This window comes from Magnetospirillum molischianum DSM 120 (assembly GCF_000294655.1).
In the GTDB taxonomy this organism is placed as follows: Bacteria; Pseudomonadota; Alphaproteobacteria; order Rhodospirillales; family Magnetospirillaceae; genus Phaeospirillum; species Phaeospirillum molischianum.
This window is the reverse complement of sequence record NZ_CAHP01000028.1, coordinates 115606-138715: the sequence shown is the minus strand read 5'-3', so window position 1 is coordinate 138715 and position 23110 is coordinate 115606. Positions and strand designations below refer to the sequence as shown.

Sequence of the window (23110 nt, the reverse complement as noted above, 5' to 3'; positions counted from 1 at the left end):
TTCCCTCCCCCGACCCTACTTCTCTTGATGGGTATACACCCCATCCCACCCATCCGCGGGAGGGGTGTGTTTGAAATAGGCAATGCGGTCGAGATGAATGCGATAAATCAGCCGTCCCGGTTCGAGCGCGGCCAGCCTCTCGAAAGCCGACTCCGCCGCATCCCACTTCCCGGCGCGATACAGGGCCAATGCATCGAGATGGCGCGACAGCCGGTCTCGGGTCTCGTCGTCGATGTCCTCTTCAAAGCCCAACGGCTCGAACAGCCGCACCGGCATGTCCTTCCCCTTGACCCGAACCAAGTCGATCTCGCGACTAATCAGACCGGGAACCGCGTTCTGGGTGTATTCCGTGACCATCAGATCGACGCCGTATTTCTTGGTCAGGCTTTCAACGCGCGAACCAAGATTTACCGCATCCCCCAGCACGGTATAGGCCACACGGAAATCCGATCCCATGTTGCCCACATTCATCGTCCCGGTGTTCAGGCCGATCCCGACTTTGATCGGCCTCCAACCGCGAGCGACGAAATCGTCGCGCAGCGCCTCCACCTTGCGCACCATCGCCAACGCAGCTTCGACGGCATGACGGGCATGATCGGAATCGTGCAGCGGCGCCCCCCAAAACGCCATGACTGCATCACCCATATATTTATCAATTGTCCCGCGATGTTCGTGGATCACGCTGGTCATCGGGCTAAGGAACGCATTCATCAGCATCACCAGATCTTGTGGTGCCAACCCTTCCGAGATCGTGGTGAAGCCGCGTACGTCAGAGAACAGCACCGTCATCTCGCGGCTTTCGCCACCGATCTCGACATCGAGGTCGCTGCGGCTCATCTCCGCAACCAGTTCGGGCGGAATATACTGACCGAAGGTGCGGGCGATCCTCTGCCTTTGCGCCCGTTCGACCGCATACTGGCGGAACTCAATCAGCAGATAACTAAGAACGATTGCCACGACGACATAGGAAACCGGCAACACCATCCCCTGGCGGACATACAGCACCGTCGCGAGCACGACATAGCCAGATCCCAACCCCACCACACAGAGTCCACGCCCCAGCGGTCGGGGCAGCAGCGACAGAGCGATCATCGCCAGCAGCAAGACGACGGGAATGATGGCGGCGATTTCGGGCGATACCGCCTGTAATCGCCCCCCCTTCAAGATGGTGCTGAGGGTATCGGCAATGATCTCGACCCCGTAGACCATGCCAACCGGCGTATCGAACCAGTCATGCGACACTTCTGAGGTATCGCCGATCAGAACGACCCGATCCTTGACCCAGGCTTCCAGTTCAGCCCGTTCGGATTCGTCCAAGGCCGAAATATCTAGGAATTCAAGCGCACTGATCCCCGCTGATTGACTGAGAAAGCGGATTCCGGTTGGCAGGGGGGGGAAATCGATCAGCAGATTGTTGCGGTGATCAAGCGGCACCCGCAACTCGCCCAGGCTGAGAATCCGGTTCTCCAACTTAGGTTCGACACCCAGATACATCGCCGCCGCCGCCACCGCGAACGGCCAGCCACCACGTTCGCCGGTCAATTCGGGATGAACCGTCAGCCGGGACAGGGTGGTAACAAGCCGATTGGTTGACTGGATATTGGTGTAGCCACTGACAGAAGCTTCGTCGAGTAACGACGTCGGCAAGTTTATCCCGGAAAAACGGCCGTTCTTGAACTCGGCTTGGGCGACCAGCAGGGTGTTTCCGGCCGCGTCTAGCGCCTTGGCCAGGATCGTATCCTCGCCATATGAACTGGGGAAATCCATCAGCATATCGACCGCGATCACTCGCGCGCCCAACGCCTTAAGATTGGTGACAATGGCGGCGATATCGCTGCGACGCAGAGGGAAGCTCTTGTAAGCCTTGAAGAAGGTTTCATCGACATTCACCAGAACGATATCGTGCGACAAAACCTGTCCACGGCCCTCGCCATAGACCAGTCGAATCTGGTGGCGGAAAGAGAGAGTCTGATCCTCCAGCAGGGCAAACCATTCATGATATTGGGCTGGAATGGCGAGCAGAAATAACAGCGCCGTCAAAAGGATATCGTACCGCCGCGTAATTCTGCCCATCACAGCCCTCCGCCCCGGACCCCATACTCTGAAGGTATGTTAACCCGAGAGGTCTCTTCACCCCAGTGAAGAAAAAAGCGCACACCAACGCGTGGCCGACGTGCGCTTCGCGGAATCAGTTGGCCGGGAGACGGTCGTTATAAACCTGTGCCTCGCGCTGCTTCAGATCGATCAGCTTCAGTTCGTTATAGGCTCGGATCAACAACGGTCGCATCTCGTTGTCGTCCTTGTTCTCGTCGAAATACTTGCGGTACAGGTCCATCGCCGCGACGATCACCCCTTTCTCGTCCAACTGATTGGCGACAGAAAAATCGTCCTTGGGGTTGATGGCACGGATGCGGGCGATCTGATCGGCCAGCACCTTGTCCTCGGCCGCCGACAACCAGACGATTCCACCATCCTTGTCAGACTCGGCGATTTTCTGTCCGCCATCCAGCACCGCGACCGAAAAAACGTGATGACCGGGGGACAGATCGGGAACGCGGAACCGAACCATTTCGTCATCGGCACCGGGAACGGGGTGCACGACGCCATCAATGGTAGCGACATAACTATATTGCCGTCCGAAGCTCTGCCAAGCCAGCTCGGGATAAGTCGCGCTAAGGGTTATCTGCTGCACAACTCGCAATTTGATGGCCTGAACGTCCTTTTGGACGCTACGGCGCACGGCGGTATAGCGCTGGGCCTCGGCAAAGCGATTGCCCAGCCCGGCAACCAGATCGCCTGATGCCGGCTCGGGTACCGACAGCTTGCCCGCGACCACCCTCAGCGCCGCTCCAGCCACCTCGATCTGACTGTTGGCGGAAATAGACTGGGCGGTATTGCTCGCCTGATCGACCAGCTTGGCCGATCCATCGGCACCTGTACGAATGATGTCGCCAGCAAAAAGGTATTTATTGCGGGTCACCGGCTTCCAGGTGGTGCCGTCTCGACTGTGCTCAACCGAACCAGAAACCTGCATCAGCAAGGACACTGGCGGATCGGCGGCAAGCAGTGGCATCGGCAAACAGGCAAGAGCGAGCCCGACGGCCAAAGCCAGGGCTGCGAATAGTCTGGACTTCATCGAACCCTCCAAACACCCCTCGCAGATAAATCTATCACAGATGACACTGCGGTATAATCGGGCAGGAACATTAGTTTCCGCACGTTCTGTGCATCAGACGAAATCCGGCGGAATTAGATCTTTACTGGAAACTCCACGATTGCCGGAGAGAGTCGCACCGAAAACACACGGATCTCGGTATCCACATGCGTTGATGCTGAAGGGGTTATTGCCATGAAATCGTGTCGTCCGCATCCACACTGGCTACGGATTGACCAGAGACCTTAAGGTCCAGAGCCATTCTGTCGCGTGATCCTGCACCTCCGCGATGGCTTCAAAGAGGATTTACCCCAGCCATTCATGCCGCCGGATCGTCCGGTTGTAACGCTCGACATAGGCGTTCTGCTGCGGCTTGCCGGGCTGGATGTGTTGGAGGCCGATGCCGTGCATCTCGGCCCATTTCATCAGCGTGCCGCTGATATATTCGGGGCCGTTATCGACCCGAATAGCCCCCGGCTTGCCGCACCATTCGATGATCTGGTACCCATCCCTCCAGGACCCAAGGAGAGCCTTTTGACGGCGATCAGGGAAGGCGGTAGCGACACTTTCATCCAGGATGAGTGCGTCACAACTCTTTCGTCACAGCCGGATGCAACTCCGATTAATCGAAAAATCACGGCTTTGTTTGATTTTATCGAAAAATACGGTCTACCTACAGCAGCTTTACACGCCCCGTAGGTAGACCAGAACAGAAACGTCTAACGTGACTGAGCGTAGTCGTAGGCGTCTTCAGCGGCGCGAACCAAAGCGCGAGCTTTGTTCATGCATTCCTCATGCTCGGTCAGGGGCACCGAGTCGGCAACAATCCCAGCTCCAGCCTGAACATACATCGTGCCATCCTTGATCAGGGTGGTGCGCAGGGCGATGCAGGTGTCCATATTCCCGTTGCAATCAAAATAGCCGATGGTTCCGGCATAGAACGAGCGCCGCTCGCTTTCCAGTTCATCAATGATCGACATCGCCCGAATTTTGGGCGCGCCTGACGTCGTTCCCGCAGGGAAGCCAGCCATCAATGCGTCCATTGCATCACAACCGTCGCGCAACTGCCCTTCGACATTGGAAACAATGTGCATGACATGGGAATAGTATTCGACGACCATCTTGCGGGTAACGGTGACCGAACCGATCGAGGCAACACGACCAACATCATTGCGGCCAAGATCGAGCAACATCAGATGCTCGGCCAATTCTTTGGGATCGGCCAGTAGATCGGAGGCCAGGGCTTCGTCCTCAACCAAGGTCGCGCCACGCCGACGGGTTCCGGCCAGCGGGCGGATAGTGACCTTGCCATCGCGCAAACGAACCAAAATTTCGGGGCTGGACCCTACCAGTTGGAAATCGCCGAAATTGAGGAAAAACAAGAATGGGCTGGGATTGAGCCGCCGCAACGAACGGTATAGCGAGAATGGCGGAAGATGGAAAGGAACAGCCAAACGCTGCGACAGAACCACCTGGAATATATCACCAGCAGCGATATATTCCTTTGCCTTCTCGACCATAGAACAATATTGGTCAGGAGTAATACGAGGCTCGGGAATCGGCTGATGTTCCTCCCGTCCCCCAACGGTATACGCCAGTGGCAGAGGCCGTTCCAGCGCCTCGACCACATTGGAAAGGCGTTCGCAGGCGAGATCCCAGGCGGCCTGGGCATCGACCCCTGAGCGCGGCCATACCGGCGCGACGGCTGTCAGGGTACCATTGACGTTATCGAACACCGCCATCATCGACGGACGCATGTAAATACCGTCGGGAATCCCGATCGGATCGGGGTTGGTATCGGGCAGGCGCTCGGCCAACCGAACCATGTCGTAGCTCATATACCCAAACAGCCCCGCCGACATCGGCGGCAGATGAGGCGGAATGTCGATACGGCTCTCGGCGACCAAAGCTCGCAAGCTATCGAGCGCACCCGATTTCTCCGCAACAGGACAGGGCAGAAACCCGTCCTGGCCCGAACGGACATTGCGGTTGATCCAGGCGCGATTGCCCTCGCAACGCCAGAGTAAATCGGGCTTCATCCCCAGGAACGAGTAACGCCCCTTAATCGCCCCTCCCTCAACCGATTCAAGCAGAAAGGCGTTAGGCTGACCGTTGGCTAGCTTGAGAAAGGCGGAAACGGGTGTTTCGAGATCGGCGACCAAGACCCGCCAAACCACCTGCGGCCGACCGGAATTATAGGTCTGAGCAAAGGCGGAAAAGGCGGGCTGGATCGTCATGATTACTCTTCGTTGCTGAGTTGCTGCTTATCCACCTTGACGCCAATCGAAGCATTCAAGGAGGCGATGAACTGGTCGGCGATATCGTTGGCAACGCCTTGTGAGACACGGCGGCGACCGGACTCGACAACCGGGGAAGAAGGATCGGCGGTAAAAGGAATCACCTCGGCAAGACGGGCGACCAGAGTGGCACCAGGCAGATCGCCGGTAACCACCTCGCCAGACTTTGCAGCGAACAGGCCGGTGATCAAAGCGGGGGGCAACGTCACACCCTCACTGTTTTCCCGCAGAAACGGCTTGGTCTTTTCGGCGCGTAGACCTGAGGACTGAGCCACCGTAGCGATGCTCTCGCCGGATTTCAGCCGTTCAACCAGACGCTGGGCCTTGTCACGAGCTGCCTCGTGACGGCGTTCTGCCTGCCAACGTGACACGACTTCGGCCTTGATGTCGGCCAGCGGACGCGGCGCGGGCGGAGTGGCCTGATCGACGCGAAGCAGGAAATACCCATTCTCCGGCACTTCGGTCAGCGGGCTTTCCGTCCCGATATCGGTATGGAAGCCAACGTCGAGGAACTGGTCCGATTTGGGTAAATCGGCAACAGGCTTGCCGTTGGGGCCACGCCCCTGGGCATCGACGGCCGCAATCTTGACCACTTTCAGGGAGAAACGGGACGCAGCTTCCTCAAGAGTGGCACCGCCACCCAAGGCATCCTCAACTTTGTTCGACAGTTCAGAAAGTCCGTCGAGAGATTTCTCGCGCCGCAAATCCTGCTCGACCTTGGCACGGACATCGGCGAAAGGCTGGACCCGACCGGGCTGAACCGCACCGACGCGAACGACATGCCACCCCAGGGCAGTCTTTACGGGCTGTCCGGTTGCCCCCGCATCAAGACGGAACACCGCTTCAGCAAGCCCCTCGGGGAGATCACGACGCTCGACCCAACCGAGGTCGATGATGTCGCGACCCAACGCCTTGGCGATGGCGGGCAGATCCCTGCCCTGCCCCTGCAATTCATATGCACGCGCCACATCGGACTGGCCATCGACAACGATCTGAGTGACCTGACGGCGTTCGGGGGTCGAGAATTCTTCAGAGCGCTGCTGATAGGACTCGCGGACCATCATCTCGTCGATATCGATTCCGGCGGCGATATCGGCCGGACGCAACAGCAGGACGGTCAAAGCACGGAATTCGGGAGCCATGAACCGGGTCGCGTTAGCATGGTAATAAGCGTCAAGCGTGGCCGCGTCAGGAGCGGCGGGCAAAGGCACGCTCTCGTCGGCGACCTGAATGGTCTCTGCCACACGACGCTCTTCGCGCCAACGCAGGAGCGGATCGGCCATAGACACGGGGGCCTGGATACCGCCAGCCAGGGACTCGGCCATCTGATTGCGGATCATGTTGCCGCGTTCGGCCCGGAGGAACATCTCTTCGCTCATGCTGGCGCGAGACAGACGCGAGCGGAACAGATCGCGGTCGAACTGCCCGGTGGGACCACGAAAAGCAGGGTTAGCGGTAACCCGGCGCAGGATCACATCGTCAACGGCGACAAGCCCCAGACCGCGCCCGGCTTCATCGATCAGCGAACGGGTAATGACGGTATCGATGGTGCGATCCATGATACCGAGCTTGCGGGCTTCCTCGGCCGTCAGTTTTCCACCGAACAGGGGCTGGAGACGCTCGACCTCGCGCTTGAACTCGGATTGAACTTCGGTCACCGATACGGCGGTGTGGCCGACCTCGATCGCGGGACCGCGGCTGGCACCGCCGCGAATGACATCGCCAACCCCCCAGACCACGAAACTGAGAGCAAGCAGGGCGAACAGCAGCCTGACCACCCATGTCTTCGAGAATTTGCGAAAAACGTCGAGCATCGGCGTTGAATGTGTCCCGGTTGGGGGGAAAGGGACGGCGGCGCGACCCGTTCGGGAGGCGTCATTCGCCAGGGAAACCGCATCATAAGGAGAGGAAAGAGCCCCCGCAACATGGAATTGACGCGGGAGGTTTGCCCTACCCCAGAGGGAATAAGGCCGGAGAGGTTACCCTCTCCGGCCCCGTTCTCTTGGGAATTAACGGCGGCGGATCGCCGTTCCGGCGAAGCGGGCGGCGGTTCCCAGCTGTTCCTCGATGCGGATAAGCTGGTTGTACTTCGCGATACGGTCGGAGCGCGACAACGAACCGGTCTTGATCTGGCCACAATTGGTGGCGACGGCAAGATCGGCGATGGTCGAATCCTCGGTCTCGCCCGAACGATGGCTCATCACCGCAGTGTAACCGGCCTTGTGCGCCAGTTCGACCGCTTCCAGGGTCTCGGACAAGGTGCCGATCTGGTTGACCTTGATCAGAATCGAGTTGGCCAGTCCCTTCTCAATGCCCATCGCAAGGCGTTCGGGATTGGTGACGAACAGATCGTCGCCGACCAGCTGAACCTTCTCGCCCAGAGCCTCGGTCAGGAGCGCCCAGCCCTCAAGGTCGTCCTCGGCACAGCCATCTTCAATCGAGATGATCGGATAGGCGTTGACCAATTTGCTATAGAACTTCACCAACCCTTTTTGATCGAAGGTCTTCTTCGCGCCTTCCATCACATAAGCGCCGTCCTTGTAAAACTCAGACGAAGCCGCGTCCAGCGCCAGCATCACGTCCTCGCCCGCCTTGAAACCGGCAGCCTCGATCGCGCTCATGATGAAGTCGAGGGCCTGCTCGGCGCTCTTCAGGTTGGGAGCAAAACCGCCCTCGTCACCGACATTGGTGTTGTGCCCCGCCGCCTTCAGAGTCTTCTTCAGGGCGTGGAACACCTCGGAACCGATCCGGATCGACTCGGCGGCGCTGGCGGCACCAACCGGCATGATCATGAATTCCTGAATGTCGATCGCGTTGTCGGCATGAGCACCGCCGTTGATGATGTTCATCATCGGCACCGGCAGAGTCGAGGCAAACGCACCGCCGACATAGCGATAGAGCGGCAGGCCGGATTCGTCAGCGGCGGCCTTAGCGGCAGCCAGCGACACGCCGAGGATAGCGTTGGCGCCCAGCCGGGCCTTATTCGGGGTGCCGTCCAAATCGATCATGGTATTGTCGAGCAACAACTGCTCTTCGACATCCATGCCAGCCAGGGCGTCATAGATTTCGCCATTGACTGACTCGACGGCTTTTTGCACCCCTTTGCCGAGATAACGGGACTTATCGCCGTCGCGCAGCTCAACCGCTTCGTGAACTCCGGTCGAGGCTCCCGAGGGCACGGCGGCGCGGCCCAAAATGCCGGATTCGAGAACAACGTCAACTTCGACAGTAGGATTGCCACGCGAATCGAGAATTTCACGAGCATGAATATCGACAATGGCGGTCATCAGACCTCTCCCCCTTGCAGATTTAATCGATGGAAAGCGGATGGCACTTGGCCGTGGCGTCGAGCATCATCAACATCTCGATCAACGCGGGCATCGCCGACAACGGAATCATGTTCGGCCCGTCCGAGGGCGCTCGGTCGGGATCGGGATGCGTCTCAATAAACAGGCCAGCGACACCGACGGCGACAGCGGCACGGGCCAGAACCGGCGCGAAACGGCGGTCGCCACCCGAAGATCCCCCCTGCCCGCCCGGAGCCTGCACCGCATGGGTCGCATCCATAATCACCGGCCACCCAGTACGGGCCATGATCGGTAAAGCCCGCATGTCTGTGACCAGGGTGTTGTAGCCGAACGAGACACCCCGCTCAGTCAACATGACCCGCGAATTACCGGTACTTTCGATCTTGGCGGCAACATTGCCCATGTCCCACGGAGCCAGAAACTGGCCTTTTTTGACATTGACCACCACACCGGAACGACCGGCCGCGATCAACAGATCAGTCTGACGGCACAGAAACGCGGGAATTTGAATCACATCGACCGCGGGAGCAACGGCCAGAACCTGCTCTTCGGTATGGACGTCGGTTAGAACCGGCAAGCCCAACCGCCCACGAATCTCGGCGAAAATCGGTAAGGCTTTGTCCAGCCCGATTCCGCGCTGCCCGGCCAAGCTGGTGCGGTTGGCCTTGTCGAACGAGGATTTGTAGACAAGGCCAATCCCGGCAGCGGCGGCGATCTCCTTCAGCGCCTCGGCGCATTCAATCGCATGGTCTCGGCTTTCGATCTGACACGGCCCCGCGATGAGGACCAGTGGCAGATCGTTACCGAAAACGATAGAGGGCGTAACGGCAACGTGATGGCAGCTCATACGCCCCAACCCCTTATGCTAGACCAAACGCGACTGCCGCACCGCCGCGGCGATGAAGCTGGTGAACAGCGGATGCGGATCGAACGGCTTCGACTTCAATTCCGGGTGGAACTGAACGCCGACGAACCAGGGATGATCCGGCAGTTCGACGATTTCCGGCAAGATACCGTCGGGCGACAGGCCGCTAAACGACAGTCCGGTCTTTTCGAGATCGGCCTGATAGTCAAGATTGACCTCGTAGCGGTGACGATGCCGCTCACTGATCCGGTCAGCCCCATAGATCTCGCGGACACGCGATCCTGGCTTCAACTGGCACTCATACGCCCCAAGGCGCATTGAACCGCCGAGATCGCCGCCATGATCACGCTTTTCGACGCTGTTGCCCCGTGTCCATTCCGTCATCAGACCGACAACCGGAATCTGACAGGGACCAAACTCTGTCGAACTGGCGTCGGTCATTCCGGCCAAGTGGCGGGCGACTTCGATCACTGCCATTTGCATGCCAAAACAAATGCCGAAATAGGGAACGCGCCGTTCGCGAGCGAACCGCACCGCCTCGACCTTGCCCTCGGCCCCACGCTCGCCGAATCCACCCGGCACCAAGATGCCGTGACAGGGTTCGAGGTGACTGACAACATCCTCGCGCTCAAAAATCTGGCTGTCGATCCAGTTGAGACGGACCCGGACATTGTTGGCGATGCCGCCGTGATACAGCGCTTCCGCCAGCGACTTATAGCTGTCGAGCAGGCTGATATACTTACCGACGACGGCAATGGTGACTTCGCCTTCGGGCTGACGGATCCGCTCGGCGATGGTGCTCCATCGCTTCAAATCGGGCAACGGGGCGTCAACACCGAAATGACGGCACACCACATCGTCCATTCCCTGCTGGTGATAGCTGATCGGAACCTGATAGATCGAATCGACATCAAGCGCCGGGATCACCGCATCGGTGGGGACGTTACAGAACAGAGCGATCTTGCGCCGTTCGCTTTCGGGAATTTCCCGGTCGCAGCGGCACATCAGCATGTCGGGCTGAATACCGACCGACAACAATTCCTTCACCGAATGCTGGGTCGGCTTAGTCTTCAATTCGCCCGCCGACGGGATGTAGGGCACCAGGGTCAGGTGCACGAACATCACCTGCTGACCGCCCAGCTCGTTGGCCATCTGACGAATCGCTTCAAGGAACGGCAAGCTTTCAATGTCGCCGACCGTGCCGCCAATCTCGCACAGACAGAAATCCTCGTCGGTGAGATCGCTGCGGATGAATTCTTTGATTGCGTCAGTAACGTGAGGAATCACCTGGACCGTCGCGCCCAGATAATCGCCCCGCCGCTCCCGCGCAATAACGTTAGAGTAGATTCGACCAGTGGTGATGTTATCGCTTTTACGCGACGCCACACCGGTAAAGCGCTCGTAATGGCCCAAATCGAGATCGGTCTCGCCACCGTCGTCGGTGACATAGACTTCGCCATGCTGATAGGGGCTCATCGTGCCGGGATCGACGTTGAGATAAGGATCGAGCTTGCGCAGCCGAACCTTGAATCCACGTGCCTGCAACAACGCACCCAGCGCCGCCGAGGCCAATCCCTTGCCGAGCGAGGAGACCACGCCACCGGTGATGAAGATGAAACGGGTCATCGGCCTTCCGTCCTCGCATTACCCAAGTCAAGAATCGCCCTGGCAACGGCCTCTAGAGCCGAAACGTTCACTCAGAACGCCGGAAATAAGTCCGACCAAAGACGTTTCACACATCGAACGACCCCGTGGACGCTCCGCGCCCTCGGGACCACAGCCACGGTCAGCGTGCCAAAGGCGCGCTGGGAACGGCAGGTTCGGCGGGAGCCGCCGGAGCAACCGGAGCCTGAACCTGCACCTTATCGAAAGGCGACCCTTCGCCGGAACGATGGCTGGCGATCAGCGCAAGAATCATGCTGGTCGAAAAGAACAGAGCGGCGATGATCGCGGTGGTCCGGGTCAGCAGATTGCCAGCAGACCGGCCGGACATCAGTCCGCCGCCACTGCTGCCGCCGATACCCAACGCGCCCCCCTCGCTCCGCTGAAGCAGGATCACCCCAACCAGGGCGAGCGCGAGGAGGATGTGGATGACCAGAATGATCGGAAAAAAGTCCATGTATCGACCACCAGGGAATTTGCACCGGGAATCCGTCCGACCGGGAGCCGGGTCCATTCGAACACTGCTCCCGGTCGGGGATGGAATTGCATCGGGCGTTTTTAGACCCGGTCGCAAAGGAAGGCTAGTGCAAAGTTATCCCCAGCGCCATTCAGCAGGCGGCGGCGATCGCCCAAAAATCCGCAGCCTTCAAGCTGGCCCCGCCGATCAGCCCCCCATCGACATCGGCGAGGGACAGAAGTTCGGCGGCATTATCAGGCTTCATCGAACCGCCATAGAGAATGCGAGTGGCGGCGGCCAGCTCTTCACCCAGCAGCAAAGCCAGTTCAGTTCGCAGCACGGCGTGAACTTCCTGGGCCTGGGCGGGCGTGGCGACCCGGCCGGTACCGATCGCCCAAACCGGTTCATAGGCAATCACGATATTGGCGGCAGTTGCCCCGACAGGCAGGGACCCGCGCAATTGGCTGCGGTTGACCTCTAACGTGCGGCCAGCCTCGCGCTGCTCCAGCGTCTCGCCAACGCAGACAATCGCAATCAGGCCAGCGGACAGCGCGGCCTCGGCCTTCGCCTTGACTATCGCGTCGGTCTCGCCATGGTCGGCGCGGCGCTCGGAATGACCAACGATCACCGCACGGCAGCCGAGATCGCTCAATAACGGTGCGGCTACATCGCCAGTATGAGCCCCAGCCGGTTTAGCATGGCAATCCTGAGCTCCAACCGCGACCTCGGTTCCGGCCAGGGCAGCGACAACCGGCACAATCAGAGGAAACGGCGGACAGACCAGCAGATCGCAGTCCGGGCGAGGGCCTTTCATCCATCGGTCCGCGAGAGCGCCCGCCAAATCGGCAGAATCAGCCATCGTGCCGTTCATCTTCCAATTCCCGGCAATCAGCTTGCGACGGATACTCATCTAATGATCTCCTCCCCTTTCTTCGGGATATACCATCCCAACAGACCCGCCCCAAACAAAACCACAAAACTCGCATGGACTTGGGTCACTGTCCCTGCCTTTCTTTCGTTTCAGCCAGCCGGAGCTTCAGGTCGCTGACGTCTTGTTGGCGTCGCCACATCTGAGCATAACGGCCATCGGCGGCCACCAATACGTCGTGGCGGCCGCGTTCGACCACCAATCCACGGTCGAGCACCAAAATTTCGTCAGCATCGACCACGGTCGAGAGACGATGCGCGATGATCAAGGTGGTTCGGTTACGTGAGACCTCACGCAGCGACACCTGAATTTCCTTTTCGGTCTGAGTGTCGAGCGCGCTGGTCGCTTCGTCAAAAATCAGGATCGCCGGACGTTTCAGGATCGTGCGGGCAATAGCGACACGCTGCTTCTCGCCACCGGACAGCTTCAATCCGCGTTCACCGACCCTGGTATCGTATCCCTGAGGCAACGAAACGACGAAATCGTGAATACGAGCTAGGCGCGCCGCCTCCTCAATCTCGTCGGGACCGGCGGCGGGACGGCCATAGGCGATGTTGTAACGGATGGTGTCGTTGAACAGCACTGTGTCCTGAGGCACGATTCCGATCGAGGCACGCAGAGAATCCTGGGTTACCTCGCGAATATCCTGACCATCGATACGAATTGCGCCGGAACCGACCTCATAGAAGCGGAACAGCAGCCGCGAAATCGTGCTTTTTCCCGCCCCCGATGCGCCGACGATGGCAACGGTACGCCCGGCGGGAACAACGAAGCTCACCCCGCCCAGAATTTGGCGATCCGCGTCGTATCCGAAACGAACGTCTTCGAAGCGGATTTCGCCGCCATAGACCTCCAACTCTTGGGCATCTGAAGCGTCCTTGATCTCGGCAGGCTCTCGCAGCAGACGGAACATCGATTCCAGATCGGTCAGCGACTGGCGTATTTCTCGATAGACCGCGCCCAGGAAGTTCAGCGGCAAATACAACTGAACCAGATAGGAATTCACCAGAACGAAATCGCCGACCGTCATCCGTCCCTCGGCAACACCCTGCGCCGCCTGAATCATCACCAGCGTCAGGCCGACAGCAATGATCGCGCCCTGACCTATATTGAGCAGCGACAGCGAGACCTTGGATTTTATGGCTGCGGCTTCGTAGATATGCAGCGATGAATCGTAACGCCCAGCCTCGTGCTTTTCGTTGCAGAAATACTTGACCGTCTCAAAGTTCAGCAGCGAATCAATGGCCTTGGCTGCCGCCTCCGACTCCGTTTCATTCATCCGGCGGCGGAATTTGGTGCGCCATTCCGTCACGGCGAAGGTAAACGCGATATAGACGGCGATGGTGCCGACCGTGATCAAGGCGAAACCGGAATCGTAAAGCCCCCAGAGAACCGCCGTCACCATCGCGATTTCCAGCAGCGTCGGCAGGATACTGAACAACAGGAAGTGAAGCAGGAACTCGATCGCTTTTGTGCCGCGCTCGATCGCCCGCGTGACACCGCCGGTCTGACGGTCGAGGTGAAAGCGCAGGCCCAATTGGTGAAGGTGCCGGAAGACATCAAGCCCAGTGGTCCGAATCGCCCTTTGAGCAACTTTGACAAAGACGATATCGCGTAACTCGCCAAACGTGCCCGCCAGCACGCGCGCCACACCATAAGCCAGCAGCAACCCCAGCGGCACAGCCACCACCGCGCCACTGCCGGGATGCTGCGACAGAGCATCGACCGCGTGTTTATAGATCAGCGGAACCGTCACGGTGACCCCCTTGGCTAACGCCAGGAGGAACATCGCCACCACCACCCGTAGACGGAGGCCGGGTTCGCCCTCGGGCCAGAGACTGGGGAGCAGGGCGCGGATGGTGGACCAATCGGCGGCGGCACCATGCCCGCGCGCCCGGTCCCAGGTCGAGGGAGATCGCTTGCTTCGCATCGCTGCATCATGGCGACCCATCCCGCGCGCCGCAACAGGACAAGGTGGCGCACCAGACATTTGATCCAGACAATTGCAGTTCGACGAAAGTATGCCTATCTGTACGCACAGGCAGAAGAAAGGCGCTCGATCATGCGACATCCCAGCCACGCCGATGGCGGGCGCCGTACCGATTGGAAAAACGTTCGCCTTATGGTGTTCAGCACGGATGAACAATTCCGTTTCCTGGTACGCCAGACATTTAAGAAGCTCGCTACACGCGAGATCATCGCCTATGGCGGCGTCGCCGAGACGATTGATCTGTTCCAGCGCGGTGCCGATCTGGCGATCGTCGATCTGACCGGGACGCCCGACGACGGGCTTACGGTGATTGAGCGCTTGCGCAGTCACGCCACAGGCCCACTCCCCATTCTGGCGGTCGCATCCTCGGCCCTGAAAGGCACGGTCGATCACGCCCGCGCCCTGGGGATCGAGGGAATGGTGCCAAAGCCAGTATCGGGCCACGAACTGACGCTACGGGTCGCCGATACCCTGGCCGATCCCATCCGGATGCCCGCCCCCACGGCCAGCCATGACCGGGCGAGACCAAGCCACGTCCGCGCCGTTCCCGCGTCCTCCGTGACCACTGTCGCCGATGCCGCCCCGCCCCCGGCTCCTCCGTCCCCCTCCGCTCCAACGACGTTTTCACCCCAGGCAGAGCCTGCCCCAATCCGACGGATTTCCGGTGGAACCCTGGGCGACGACGATCTGGCCGCGCTATCCGTCCGTCCGACGAGCCGTCTTGGCGACGACGACCTTGCCCCGCCCCCGTTCGATGCCGAGGCCGAAAGAAAACGGCGTAAGCAGGCTTGGCTGGACGCCATGGCCGCATCTGGACACGTCGCCCGTATTGGTGGCGATGTCGCTCGTTTCGATTTGTCGGCGATTATTGCCGAGCACGGCAAATGGCTTGAGACCAGCGCAGCAGAGGGGCAACGCGCCAACGTCGCCAGCCGCGATCTGGCCGGAGCTGATCTGACCGAAGCGGTTTTGCCTCAGGCATCGTTTCGCGAGGCGGACCTGTCCGACGCCTGTCTGGCCCGCGCCCGGCTGGATGGATCGGATTTCCGCCGCGCCATCCTGTCCGCCGCCGATCTGGGCGGAGCCGATCTGGGCGTCGCGACGCTACGCCATGCCCGTCTTGACCTTAGTAATCTGGAAGGCGCGGCCCTGCGCGGCTGCGACCTGTCCGGCGCGGTCCTGTCGCGCGCCCGACTGGCTGGAGCCGATATGAAAGGCGCTATCCTGGTCGGGGCCGACCTGCGCGCCGCCGATCTGTCGAAGGTCGAGAATCTGACTCAGACCCAGGTCGAGAAAACTCTGTGCGATCTCGACACCCGCCTCCCTCCCGGCCTCAACCGTCCGCCGGGGCAGGAGTAACCTCCTCCCCGGATGGCTCTGCGGTGGAAGGAGACTTTGCCGCCCGTGCCAACGCATCGAGCACCGTCTGCTCGCTTAGTAATTCAGGCAACGCGATCCCTTCCGGCGCGCCTGGACCATAGACCGCATTAAAGGGAATCCCGTAGCGCCCAAACGATGCGAGATAGTCTGTCACGACCACATCTGGACGGGTCCAGTCGGCACGCATCGCGACATAACCCGGCGCGGACAATCGGCGAGCAGTCTCTCCCCGACCCAAAACGGCAAACGCGTTAACCTTGCAGGTAATGCACCAGTCGGCTGTTACATCGACGAAGACGATCTTGCCCTCGGCCACCAAGCCGGGAATCGCGCCGGGATCGAACCGACTCCAGGGAATCGCGCCGGTCGATACCGCTTTATCTTGCGGCGGCGAAGGCATCTGAATCTGCTCAATCAAAACCAGCAGCAGCCACAACGCCGTCCCGGCCAGGGCCATTCCCATCACCACACGAACACGGATCATCCACCGCCCTGGCCGAGGCAGACGCAAAACCGCATCGGGCCAGACCGCCACCAGCAGGAACGGCGCGGCCATGCCGAGTCCCAGCGCGGCAAAAATCAAGACAATCTCAACCGGCCCCCGTGCCAGGGCGAAACCGATCGCAGTGCCTAAAAACGGAGCGGAACAGGGAGTCGCCAGCAGAGTAGCTAACGCTCCCGACAGAAAGTGTCCACGTAGAGAGGGCTGCGACTCGCCTGCTGGAGTACGATCAAGCAGCCAGCGAGGCAGGCCAATCTCGAATCCACCCCACAGATTGGCAGCGAACAGCAGCAGGACCAGCACCATCACTGCCAGGAACCCTGGTTGCTGGAACTGGATTCCCCAGCCAACCGACAGCCCGGCCTGACGCAGGGCGATGGCGAGACCGGCCAGGGCTAGAAACGAAGCGACGATTCCAGCGGCCGAGGCGAGAAAGCTCAACCGTGCATGGGCGCGTTCGCCACCGCCATGGCCGAGAATTCCAAGCAGCTTGATCGATAGCACCGGCAGAACGCAGGGCATCAGGTTGAGGATCAGCCCCCCCAACAGCGCGATCAATAACATCCCAACCAGTGGAGTAGCATCGGCGGCGGCGGCAACCGGCTGAACCGTCGCTTCGAGCGAACGCTGGCCATCTACGACGGTGACGGTCAGCGAGGCCCCGATCAAGGAGCGCGATGGAGGAGACGATGGCGCGATCTCGAACGTCGCCTCATGGCGGTCGGGCGACAGGATCACCAGTGGCTGCGCGAAAGCGGGGATATCGGCGGACTCGACAAACAGATCAGGATCGGTGAACGGCTCGTCCGCATTCACCACCAGCCGCAAACGGCCAGACTCCCCCGTCCCTGCGGCTTCTGCCCGATTCAGGAACAGACCGTGGCGCTCTCCCTCGCCGGGAACCAGCGAGTCGAAACGGGCAATATTGTGGGCATAGATCGAGGCAACGCCATCTCCCGCCGCCAGATCGAGCGACAGATCAGCCTGTTGCGGCACGCACAATTGGGCGCAGGCAAGGAATTCGACCTTGGCTTTCAGCGATACCGCCCGGCCAGGAGCCGACAGGATGGCGTCGATCGGCAGCACCACTTCGCCCTGGTAGCCATAATTTTGCAATCCGGCGAGAACAAAGCGATGCGGCGCAGGCCAGCGGATCACGACATCGCCCAACCCGCGCGAACCAGACCAATCGATCCGGGGGGGGTAGCCGGCATCGCCGGGCGTCCGCCAATAAATCTTCCAGTTTGGAGCTAGATCGAATTGAAGACCGAGACGCACTGTTTTCGAATCGGACAGCGAGGCGCGAGCGGCGACCAGCCGCACCCGTCCCGCCTCGGACAGCGCCCAATCCGACGCTCCAGGCTCGGGCGCAGCGGCGGCCAACGGTACAGCGGAAAAGAACAGCACTACCGCCAGAATCATCGACGCCCACCGGAACCCGACCATCCTGCTCTCCCCTTGTGTTGCACACCATCCGAACAACAACACTGGCGGCCAGCCGGAGTCAACGTCCGGCCCCGCTCGGCCACACCGCCGCATGGACAACATTTAATGTTGTGTTAAATGTTTCAATATGACAAATTGATATTGTTATTTTTTAAGGAGCCATTGCCATGAGTTCATCAACCGCCAGCTCCCTGACCTATGCTGGCGAAATCTCTCCGACCGAGGCTTGGCAGCGCTTGGCCCAAAACCCCCGAGCCTGGCTGGTAGATGTCCGTACCCAGGCGGAATGGGCCTTCGTCGGTCAGCCCGATTTGTCCTCGTTGGGGCGGAGTCTGGTGCGGGTGTCGTGGCAGATTTTCCCCAGCATGACCCACAATGACGATTTCGCGGCATTGCTTGAGTCCGAGGGAGTCGGCCGCAACGATCCGATATTCCTGCTATGCCGCTCCGGTGCGCGCTCGCGAGCCGCGGCCGAGTATCTGACCGAGATCGGATTCAGCGATTGCTGGAACGTAACCGACGGATTCGAAGGCGGTTTCGACGACAAAAAACATCGCGGCACTGTGTCGGGATGGAAGGCCAGCGCGCTACCTTGGCAACAGGGTTAGAGAAACAGACTCTTTAGACGTGACGAATAGCGGTTGGGCGTTGACACTCCCGCCGATTGGATCGATATCGAGTCGGATAACCCGTCGATCCTCGGCGGGAGTCCCGTTTCGTCCGTCAGCGCTCCGCTACCGGGGCCAGAGGTCGCACTTGTCATTCGCCCGCCCCTTTTACGTTTCGCTTACCCTCGGCCTTGCCACACTGGGGGGTAACACACTGGCTTGGGCCGAATCGGCACCGACGATGCAGCGGCGGATCGATACCGTGATCGCCTCGGTTCCGTCCGCCGACCCCGACAGAAATGGTCGGACCTTGCGCGAATTTTATCGCGCCAGAGGCTACCATCTGGCATGGACAGGGCCGAAGGCTGCGGCCGGAGCCCGCTTGCTTGATGAAATGCCGGGGCGAGCCATCGCCGAAGGACTTGACCGGTCGCCCTATGCCCTTCCGGCTTCCCCCTCCACCGAGATCGAAGCCGACGTCCTGCAAAGCAGCGCGCTGCTACGCCTTGGCCGCGACATCGCCATCGGTCGGCTAGACCCGGACCGATCGTTCGGCGGGTTCGGCGGCAAAAATCGCAACGGATTCGACGGAGTTCGCTTCCTGCGCGGCCTAGCCGATGGAAAACCGCTGGCGGATCAGGCGGCCGCATACCAACCACCCTTCGTCGGCTATCTGCGTCTGAAGGAAGGGCTGGAAAAAACCCAGGCAATCGCTCGTGCCGGTGGTTGGCCCACGATTCCCGACGGGCCGAAACTGATCCCGCTCGAGTCGATCGACGACCGCCTGCCAATCCTGCGCCGCCGTCTGATCGCGACCGGCGATCTCGATCCGGCCCTGGCCGACGGCACCACCTACGATTCCCAAGTGGTCGAAGCGGTCAAGCGCTTTCAGCGGCGCCACGGATTGGACCCGGACGGCACCATCGGTGCCCGCAGTCTAGCCGCCCTCAACGTCCCGGTTGAGGCACGGTTGCGCCAAATCGCCGCCAATCTCGAACGCTGGCGCTGGATGCCGCACCAGCTCGGACGACTACATGTCAGCGTCAATATCCCAGCCGCATCCCTCGATCTGGTCGAAGATGGGGCGGTGGCGATCTCAATGCGTGTCGTGGTCGGTGACACCCGCCACCCCACGCCCAGCATGGACACCTCGATGAGTTCAGTGGTTCTGAACCCACCGTGGTCGGTGCCGACCAGCATCGTCAACAACGAGATTCTACCCAAATTACGGCGTGACCCCAATTATCTCGCCAACCGCAACCTCCAGATCGCCGATTATCCCGAAGACAGTCCCGAAGCCGCCGGCGATGGGATCGACTGGAACGCAATCGGCAAGAAATTCCCTTATCGGCTGCGCCAAGCCCCTGGGCCGGACAATGCGCTGGGGCAGTTGAAGTTCAACCTGCGCAACGCAGACGATATCTATCTGCACGACACCCCCAATCATCGGGCGTTCTCGCGTGCGTACCGCGCCCTGTCGCATGGCTGCATCCGGCTGGAAGAACCCGTCGAGTTGGGAGAGATCCTGCTGGGCAAAAGTTGGCGCGGTCGCTTGGGCGAAAACCTGAATGCGGATAAGAGAACCCGCACATTGAAGCTGGAACGCAATATTCCAGTCTATCTCGTTTACTTCACTGCCTGGGTCGATCCTGCGGGCGAGATCAATTTCCGCGAAGACATTTACGGTCATGATCGCCGCCTCGGTCAGGCATTGCGTCAGTCACGCGCCCCGTCCCGTCCACGTCCTGCTCCCCCTCCAACCTGAATTTCGAACAAAACCGCTATGTAAGAGAGGTTCTATTTTCCCCCTCAACTATACGCAAATGGGCAATTTTCTTCCCTTATCCGGCTGACGTCGAATCAGGAAAGCACCGTTAGGGTTGACACCCGGCCCGCCGTGGGTGCTAAGAAAGGTCCGCGCCCATCCAAGGGCGATCCGTAAGGAGGGGGGGATGATCGACGAGGTTAAGAACCGGCGAGGCTTCCTAACCTTGGGTCTGAGTGCCGCCGCCGCGATGGTGGTGGCATCTCCGGTCGAGGCTGCTGTTCGTCGCTTACCCGAGCGTTCGCTCAATTTGTACAACACCCATACGGGCGAATCTCTGAGAACCGTCTATTGGGGCGAGGGCCGCTATCAGGCGCGTGCGATCGCCCAGATTTCCAGATTTCTACGCGATCACCGCACTGGGGCGATCCACCCAATCGATCCACACCTGCTCGATCTGCTGGTTTCCGTCCAACGCAAGCTCGGAACCAAGGAATCGGTCCATGTCGTCAGCGGCTATCGCTCGCCCGCGACCAATGCGATCCTGGCCAGCTATAGCGATGGCGTCGCCACCCACAGCTTGCACACCGAAGGCAAGGCGATCGACATCCGCGTTCCCGGACACGCCACCAGGATGATCGGACGCGCCGCCCGCTCGCTTCGTGCCGGAGGTGTCGGCACCTATCCCGAATCCGACTTCGTTCACATCGACACCGGGCGGGTCCGGGTCTGGTAAACCGCCTGCGTCAGTGAGAACCGCGCTTATCCAGCATCGGCTTCATTCCCTCGATCGCCTGAACGACCCGGTCTGCTGGCAATTTACGCAGATCAAGGCTGAACCAGCCTTCGGGAACCTCCAGCATCTGCGGATCAACCGTCCCCACTTTCAACCGCGACAAGGTCATTTCAACCGGCGAACGATTCCCGCCCGGAGCGGCAACGGTCCCCACCGCCTTGAGCACGATACCGTCCCGGCTGGTCCATATCTCGCCCTCGAAGCCGCCTTTCGGGCCGGTTGCCTGAGCGTTCCAGCGCGTGGCCCGCACCCCGGCAACATTTTCTTCGCCGATGCGGGTCCGCGTAATCTCCCACGACTGAAGCCCGCCGATCAGTGTGCTGGCCGCCTCCATCGACAAGCTGACATACCACTTGCCGCCAATTCCCAGGAAATAAGCGGTTCCTGTGTCGCGGTGAATCAGCACCCCCTGCCCGCCCCCTTGGGTCGCAACCTCGCGGCGTTCGCTCCCGGGAGCATGCCAGACACGGCCGGTATAAGCCCCGCGAGGCCCTGTCATGGTGAAATCGGCGCTATAGGACACCTGAGCATCGAGCACATCGAGCGCCTGTTCAGCCGCACGGGCGTCAGATCCCCCCACCAGCGCACAGATCAGGATCAAGGCCCCAAGCAATCTCGGCATCGTTTTACGTCCTCGTTCAACCGTGGTACCGATCCGAGAAGATCATGAGAACGGGATAGGCTCAAGCTCTGGACGCTTTTATCCATAGGAAATATATGGAACCGGTCTGATTCAGAACCTATCATCCTCTCTGGACAATCCCGCTTAAGGAATTGTGATGATGGCTGCGTCATCCGATAGCGACGACATAGTATCGCCCGAATCTGACGAAGATGATTCTCGCCTGCTGATCGATCTCATTCCCGATGCCGTGATCGTTACCACAAAGGCAAGCATTGTCTTCGCCAACCCGGCGGCCCTGAATCTCTTCGAAGCTGGGACAGAGCACGAACTGATTGAGCGCCACATTCTTAATCTGGTCGATGACAGTTCGCTTGGTCTGGCGATGATCCGTCTGGCCGACCCTCCAGCTATCGAACACGTGTTTCCGTACCGCCTTCGCCGCCGCAACGGCGATCCTTTCGATGCCGAATTGACTGGTCGCAACATCGTTTTTCGCGGCCGGCCATCACGACTTCTGGTCATTCGCGATATCACAGAACGTAACCGTTTGCACGAACACGCGCTTCAGGCCAGCCGACGGGATGCCCTGAGTGAAATGACGACAGAGCTGATGCACGACCTGTCACAGCCTCTCAATGTGATCCGCCTCGCCGCGGAAGGTGCCGTGCTGATGATCGAACGGGGCAAGCCCTCGATCGAATGGCTAGAAAGCCAGTTCGCCTTGATCGCCGAGCAATCCGAACGGACGGCTCAGAGTCTCGAAGACATAAGGATGCTCATTCACCGCGAGACAGACACGGCTCTACCAACCGCAGATCCCGCACCGATCGCCGATCGCCATGCAGAGGCTCACATCCTGGTCGTCGAGAGCGACTCGGCCGCCACCGCCACTCTAGTGGATTATCTCGATGGATTGGGGTGCCGGGTCAGCATCGCCAGAAGCGGGAAAGACGCCTGGAACCGCTTCCATCACGATCCCGCCGATGTGGTTATCATCGATCCGCACACGACCGCAGACGATGGCGAGGATCTGGTCTCTTGCCTCCGCGATTTCGACCCTTTGCTGCCGATCATTGTCACCTCCAATCAGTTTTATGGGCGAGAATGGGTGAGTGATCGCTACCATGACGGACGTTATATTTTATTAAACAAACCGTTGGACTTACCTGAAATCGGCAGATTGATCGCCGCGTTTCTACTCCCTCCCCCGGAAGACCCCCTCACCTCAATCTGATATGCCTTATTTCCCAATGATTAAGCGACCGGGTTGTCGGCGCGGGCGGGGGCGCTTATACTTTCGGGCGGGGCGGTTTTAGCCCACGCTGTT

At 60.0% G+C, this 23110-nt stretch carries 17 protein-coding genes and 1 pseudogene; 5 read left to right on the top strand and 13 right to left on the bottom strand.

All coding sequences use genetic code 11. The annotated features are described in order from the left end of the window. Window positions 1-15: 15 nt before the first annotated feature. From PHAMO_RS12850 to PHAMO_RS12800, 11 genes and pseudogenes are all read right to left on the bottom strand, one after another. Window positions 16-2073: an adenylate/guanylate cyclase domain-containing protein gene (locus PHAMO_RS12850; protein ID WP_002729934.1), complete on the bottom strand. Its 2058-nt coding sequence runs from the start codon at window positions 2071-2073 to the stop codon at window positions 16-18. A gap of 115 nt (window positions 2074-2188) precedes the next feature. Beyond that, a complete protein-coding gene (locus PHAMO_RS12845) occupies window positions 2189-3136 on the bottom strand; it encodes a DUF7354 domain-containing protein (protein WP_002729933.1) in 948 nt (315 codons plus the stop codon). A gap of 327 nt (window positions 3137-3463) precedes the next feature. Beyond that, a pseudogene (locus PHAMO_RS19060) lies at window positions 3464-3655 on the bottom strand (integrase core domain-containing protein); the annotation flags it as partial. Between the two features lie 218 nt (window positions 3656-3873). Next, window positions 3874-5391, bottom strand: coding sequence for an anthranilate synthase component I (gene trpE / locus PHAMO_RS12835; RefSeq protein ID WP_002729931.1), 1518 nt, complete (start codon window positions 5389-5391; stop codon window positions 3874-3876). 2 nt (window positions 5392-5393) lie between these two features. Continuing rightward, entirely contained in the window at window positions 5394-7265 is a 1872-nt protein-coding gene (locus tag PHAMO_RS12830; protein WP_002729930.1) for a peptidyl-prolyl cis-trans isomerase, read from the bottom strand. A 195-nt stretch (window positions 7266-7460) separates the two neighbouring features. Continuing rightward, on the bottom strand, window positions 7461-8738 hold the full coding sequence (eno, locus tag PHAMO_RS12825; protein WP_002729929.1) for a phosphopyruvate hydratase: 1278 nt from the start codon (window positions 8736-8738) through the stop codon (window positions 7461-7463). A 22-nt stretch (window positions 8739-8760) separates the two neighbouring features. Next, entirely contained in the window at window positions 8761-9606 is an 846-nt protein-coding gene (gene kdsA / locus PHAMO_RS12820; protein ID WP_002729928.1) for a 3-deoxy-8-phosphooctulonate synthase, read from the bottom strand. Between the two features lie 18 nt (window positions 9607-9624). Beyond that, the gene (locus tag PHAMO_RS12815) at window positions 9625-11250 is read right to left on the bottom strand and encodes a CTP synthase (protein WP_002729927.1); all 1626 of its coding nucleotides are present in this window, start codon (window positions 11248-11250) and stop codon (window positions 9625-9627) included. A 160-nt stretch (window positions 11251-11410) separates the two neighbouring features. After that, complete coding sequence (secG, locus tag PHAMO_RS12810) at window positions 11411-11743, bottom strand: preprotein translocase subunit SecG (RefSeq protein WP_040567095.1); 333 nt, start codon at window positions 11741-11743, stop codon at window positions 11411-11413. 151 nt (window positions 11744-11894) lie between these two features. After that, window positions 11895-12653 (bottom strand): triose-phosphate isomerase, encoded by a 759-nt coding sequence (tpiA, locus tag PHAMO_RS12805; RefSeq protein WP_002729925.1) that lies wholly within the window; start codon window positions 12651-12653, stop codon window positions 11895-11897. Between the two features lie 85 nt (window positions 12654-12738). After that, window positions 12739-14601, bottom strand: coding sequence for an ABCB family ABC transporter ATP-binding protein/permease (locus PHAMO_RS12800; RefSeq protein ID WP_040567093.1), 1863 nt, complete (start codon window positions 14599-14601; stop codon window positions 12739-12741). Between the two features lie 132 nt (window positions 14602-14733). On the opposite strand from PHAMO_RS12800, the gene PHAMO_RS12795 reads away from it, so the two are divergent. Then, window positions 14734-16020 (top strand): pentapeptide repeat-containing protein, encoded by a 1287-nt coding sequence (locus tag PHAMO_RS12795; RefSeq protein ID WP_002729922.1) that lies wholly within the window; start codon window positions 14734-14736, stop codon window positions 16018-16020. On the opposite strand, the gene PHAMO_RS12790 is transcribed toward PHAMO_RS12795, so the two are convergent. Beyond that, the gene (locus PHAMO_RS12790) at window positions 15995-17989 is read right to left on the bottom strand and encodes a protein-disulfide reductase DsbD family protein (RefSeq protein WP_002729921.1); all 1995 of its coding nucleotides are present in this window, start codon (window positions 17987-17989) and stop codon (window positions 15995-15997) included. The two genes, PHAMO_RS12795 and PHAMO_RS12790, sit on opposite strands and share 26 nt — an antisense overlap. Window positions 17990-18156: 167 nt before the next feature. Between PHAMO_RS12790 and PHAMO_RS12785 the strand changes: the two genes are divergently transcribed. The 3 genes from PHAMO_RS12785 (at window position 18157) to PHAMO_RS12775 (ending at window position 21098) form a co-directional block, all read left to right on the top strand. Further along, entirely contained in the window at window positions 18157-18597 is a 441-nt protein-coding gene (locus PHAMO_RS12785) for a rhodanese-like domain-containing protein (RefSeq protein WP_002729919.1), read from the top strand. A 148-nt stretch (window positions 18598-18745) separates the two neighbouring features. Next, window positions 18746-20362 carry a L,D-transpeptidase family protein gene (locus PHAMO_RS12780; RefSeq protein ID WP_002729917.1) on the top strand — a complete coding sequence of 539 codons (1617 nt, stop codon included), beginning with the start codon at window positions 18746-18748 and terminating at the stop codon, window positions 20360-20362. A 187-nt stretch (window positions 20363-20549) separates the two neighbouring features. After that, entirely contained in the window at window positions 20550-21098 is a 549-nt protein-coding gene (locus tag PHAMO_RS12775) for a YcbK family protein (RefSeq protein WP_002729915.1), read from the top strand. A 10-nt stretch (window positions 21099-21108) separates the two neighbouring features. On the opposite strand, the gene PHAMO_RS12770 is transcribed toward PHAMO_RS12775, so the two are convergent. Further along, window positions 21109-21780 carry a LolA family protein gene (locus PHAMO_RS12770; protein WP_002729914.1) on the bottom strand — a complete coding sequence of 224 codons (672 nt, stop codon included), beginning with the start codon at window positions 21778-21780 and terminating at the stop codon, window positions 21109-21111. Between the two features lie 157 nt (window positions 21781-21937). On the opposite strand from PHAMO_RS12770, the gene PHAMO_RS12765 reads away from it, so the two are divergent. Then, window positions 21938-23017 (top strand): PAS domain-containing protein, encoded by a 1080-nt coding sequence (locus tag PHAMO_RS12765; RefSeq protein ID WP_002729913.1) that lies wholly within the window; start codon window positions 21938-21940, stop codon window positions 23015-23017. Window positions 23018-23110: the final 93 nt, after the last annotated feature.

Coding starts and splice junctions, on each gene's coding strand:
- PHAMO_RS12850 (WP_002729934.1), bottom strand. CDS start 2,073: ATGGGCAGAATTACGCGGCGGTACGATATCCTTTTGACGGCGCTGTTA.
- PHAMO_RS12845 (WP_002729933.1), bottom strand. CDS start 3,136: ATGAAGTCCAGACTATTCGCAGCCCTGGCTTTGGCCGTCGGGCTCGCT.
- trpE (WP_002729931.1), bottom strand. CDS start 5,391: ATGACGATCCAGCCCGCCTTTTCCGCCTTTGCTCAGACCTATAATTCC.
- PHAMO_RS12830 (WP_002729930.1), bottom strand. CDS start 7,265: ATGCTCGACGTTTTTCGCAAATTCTCGAAGACATGGGTGGTCAGGCTG.
- eno (WP_002729929.1), bottom strand. CDS start 8,738: ATGACCGCCATTGTCGATATTCATGCTCGTGAAATTCTCGATTCGCGT.
- kdsA (WP_002729928.1), bottom strand. CDS start 9,606: ATGAGCTGCCATCACGTTGCCGTTACGCCCTCTATCGTTTTCGGTAAC.
- PHAMO_RS12815 (WP_002729927.1), bottom strand. CDS start 11,250: ATGACCCGTTTCATCTTCATCACCGGTGGCGTGGTCTCCTCGCTCGGC.
- secG (WP_040567095.1), bottom strand. CDS start 11,743: ATGGACTTTTTTCCGATCATTCTGGTCATCCACATCCTCCTCGCGCTC.
- tpiA (WP_002729925.1), bottom strand. CDS start 12,653: ATGAGTATCCGTCGCAAGCTGATTGCCGGGAATTGGAAGATGAACGGC.
- PHAMO_RS12800 (WP_040567093.1), bottom strand. CDS start 14,601: ATGCGAAGCAAGCGATCTCCCTCGACCTGGGACCGGGCGCGCGGGCAT.
- PHAMO_RS12795 (WP_002729922.1), top strand. CDS start 14,734: ATGCGACATCCCAGCCACGCCGATGGCGGGCGCCGTACCGATTGGAAA.
- PHAMO_RS12790 (WP_002729921.1), bottom strand. CDS start 17,989: ATGGTCGGGTTCCGGTGGGCGTCGATGATTCTGGCGGTAGTGCTGTTC.
- PHAMO_RS12785 (WP_002729919.1), top strand. CDS start 18,157: ATGAGTTCATCAACCGCCAGCTCCCTGACCTATGCTGGCGAAATCTCT.
- PHAMO_RS12775 (WP_002729915.1), top strand. CDS start 20,550: ATGATCGACGAGGTTAAGAACCGGCGAGGCTTCCTAACCTTGGGTCTG.
- PHAMO_RS12770 (WP_002729914.1), bottom strand. CDS start 21,780: ATGCCGAGATTGCTTGGGGCCTTGATCCTGATCTGTGCGCTGGTGGGG.
- PHAMO_RS12765 (WP_002729913.1), top strand. CDS start 21,938: ATGATGGCTGCGTCATCCGATAGCGACGACATAGTATCGCCCGAATCT.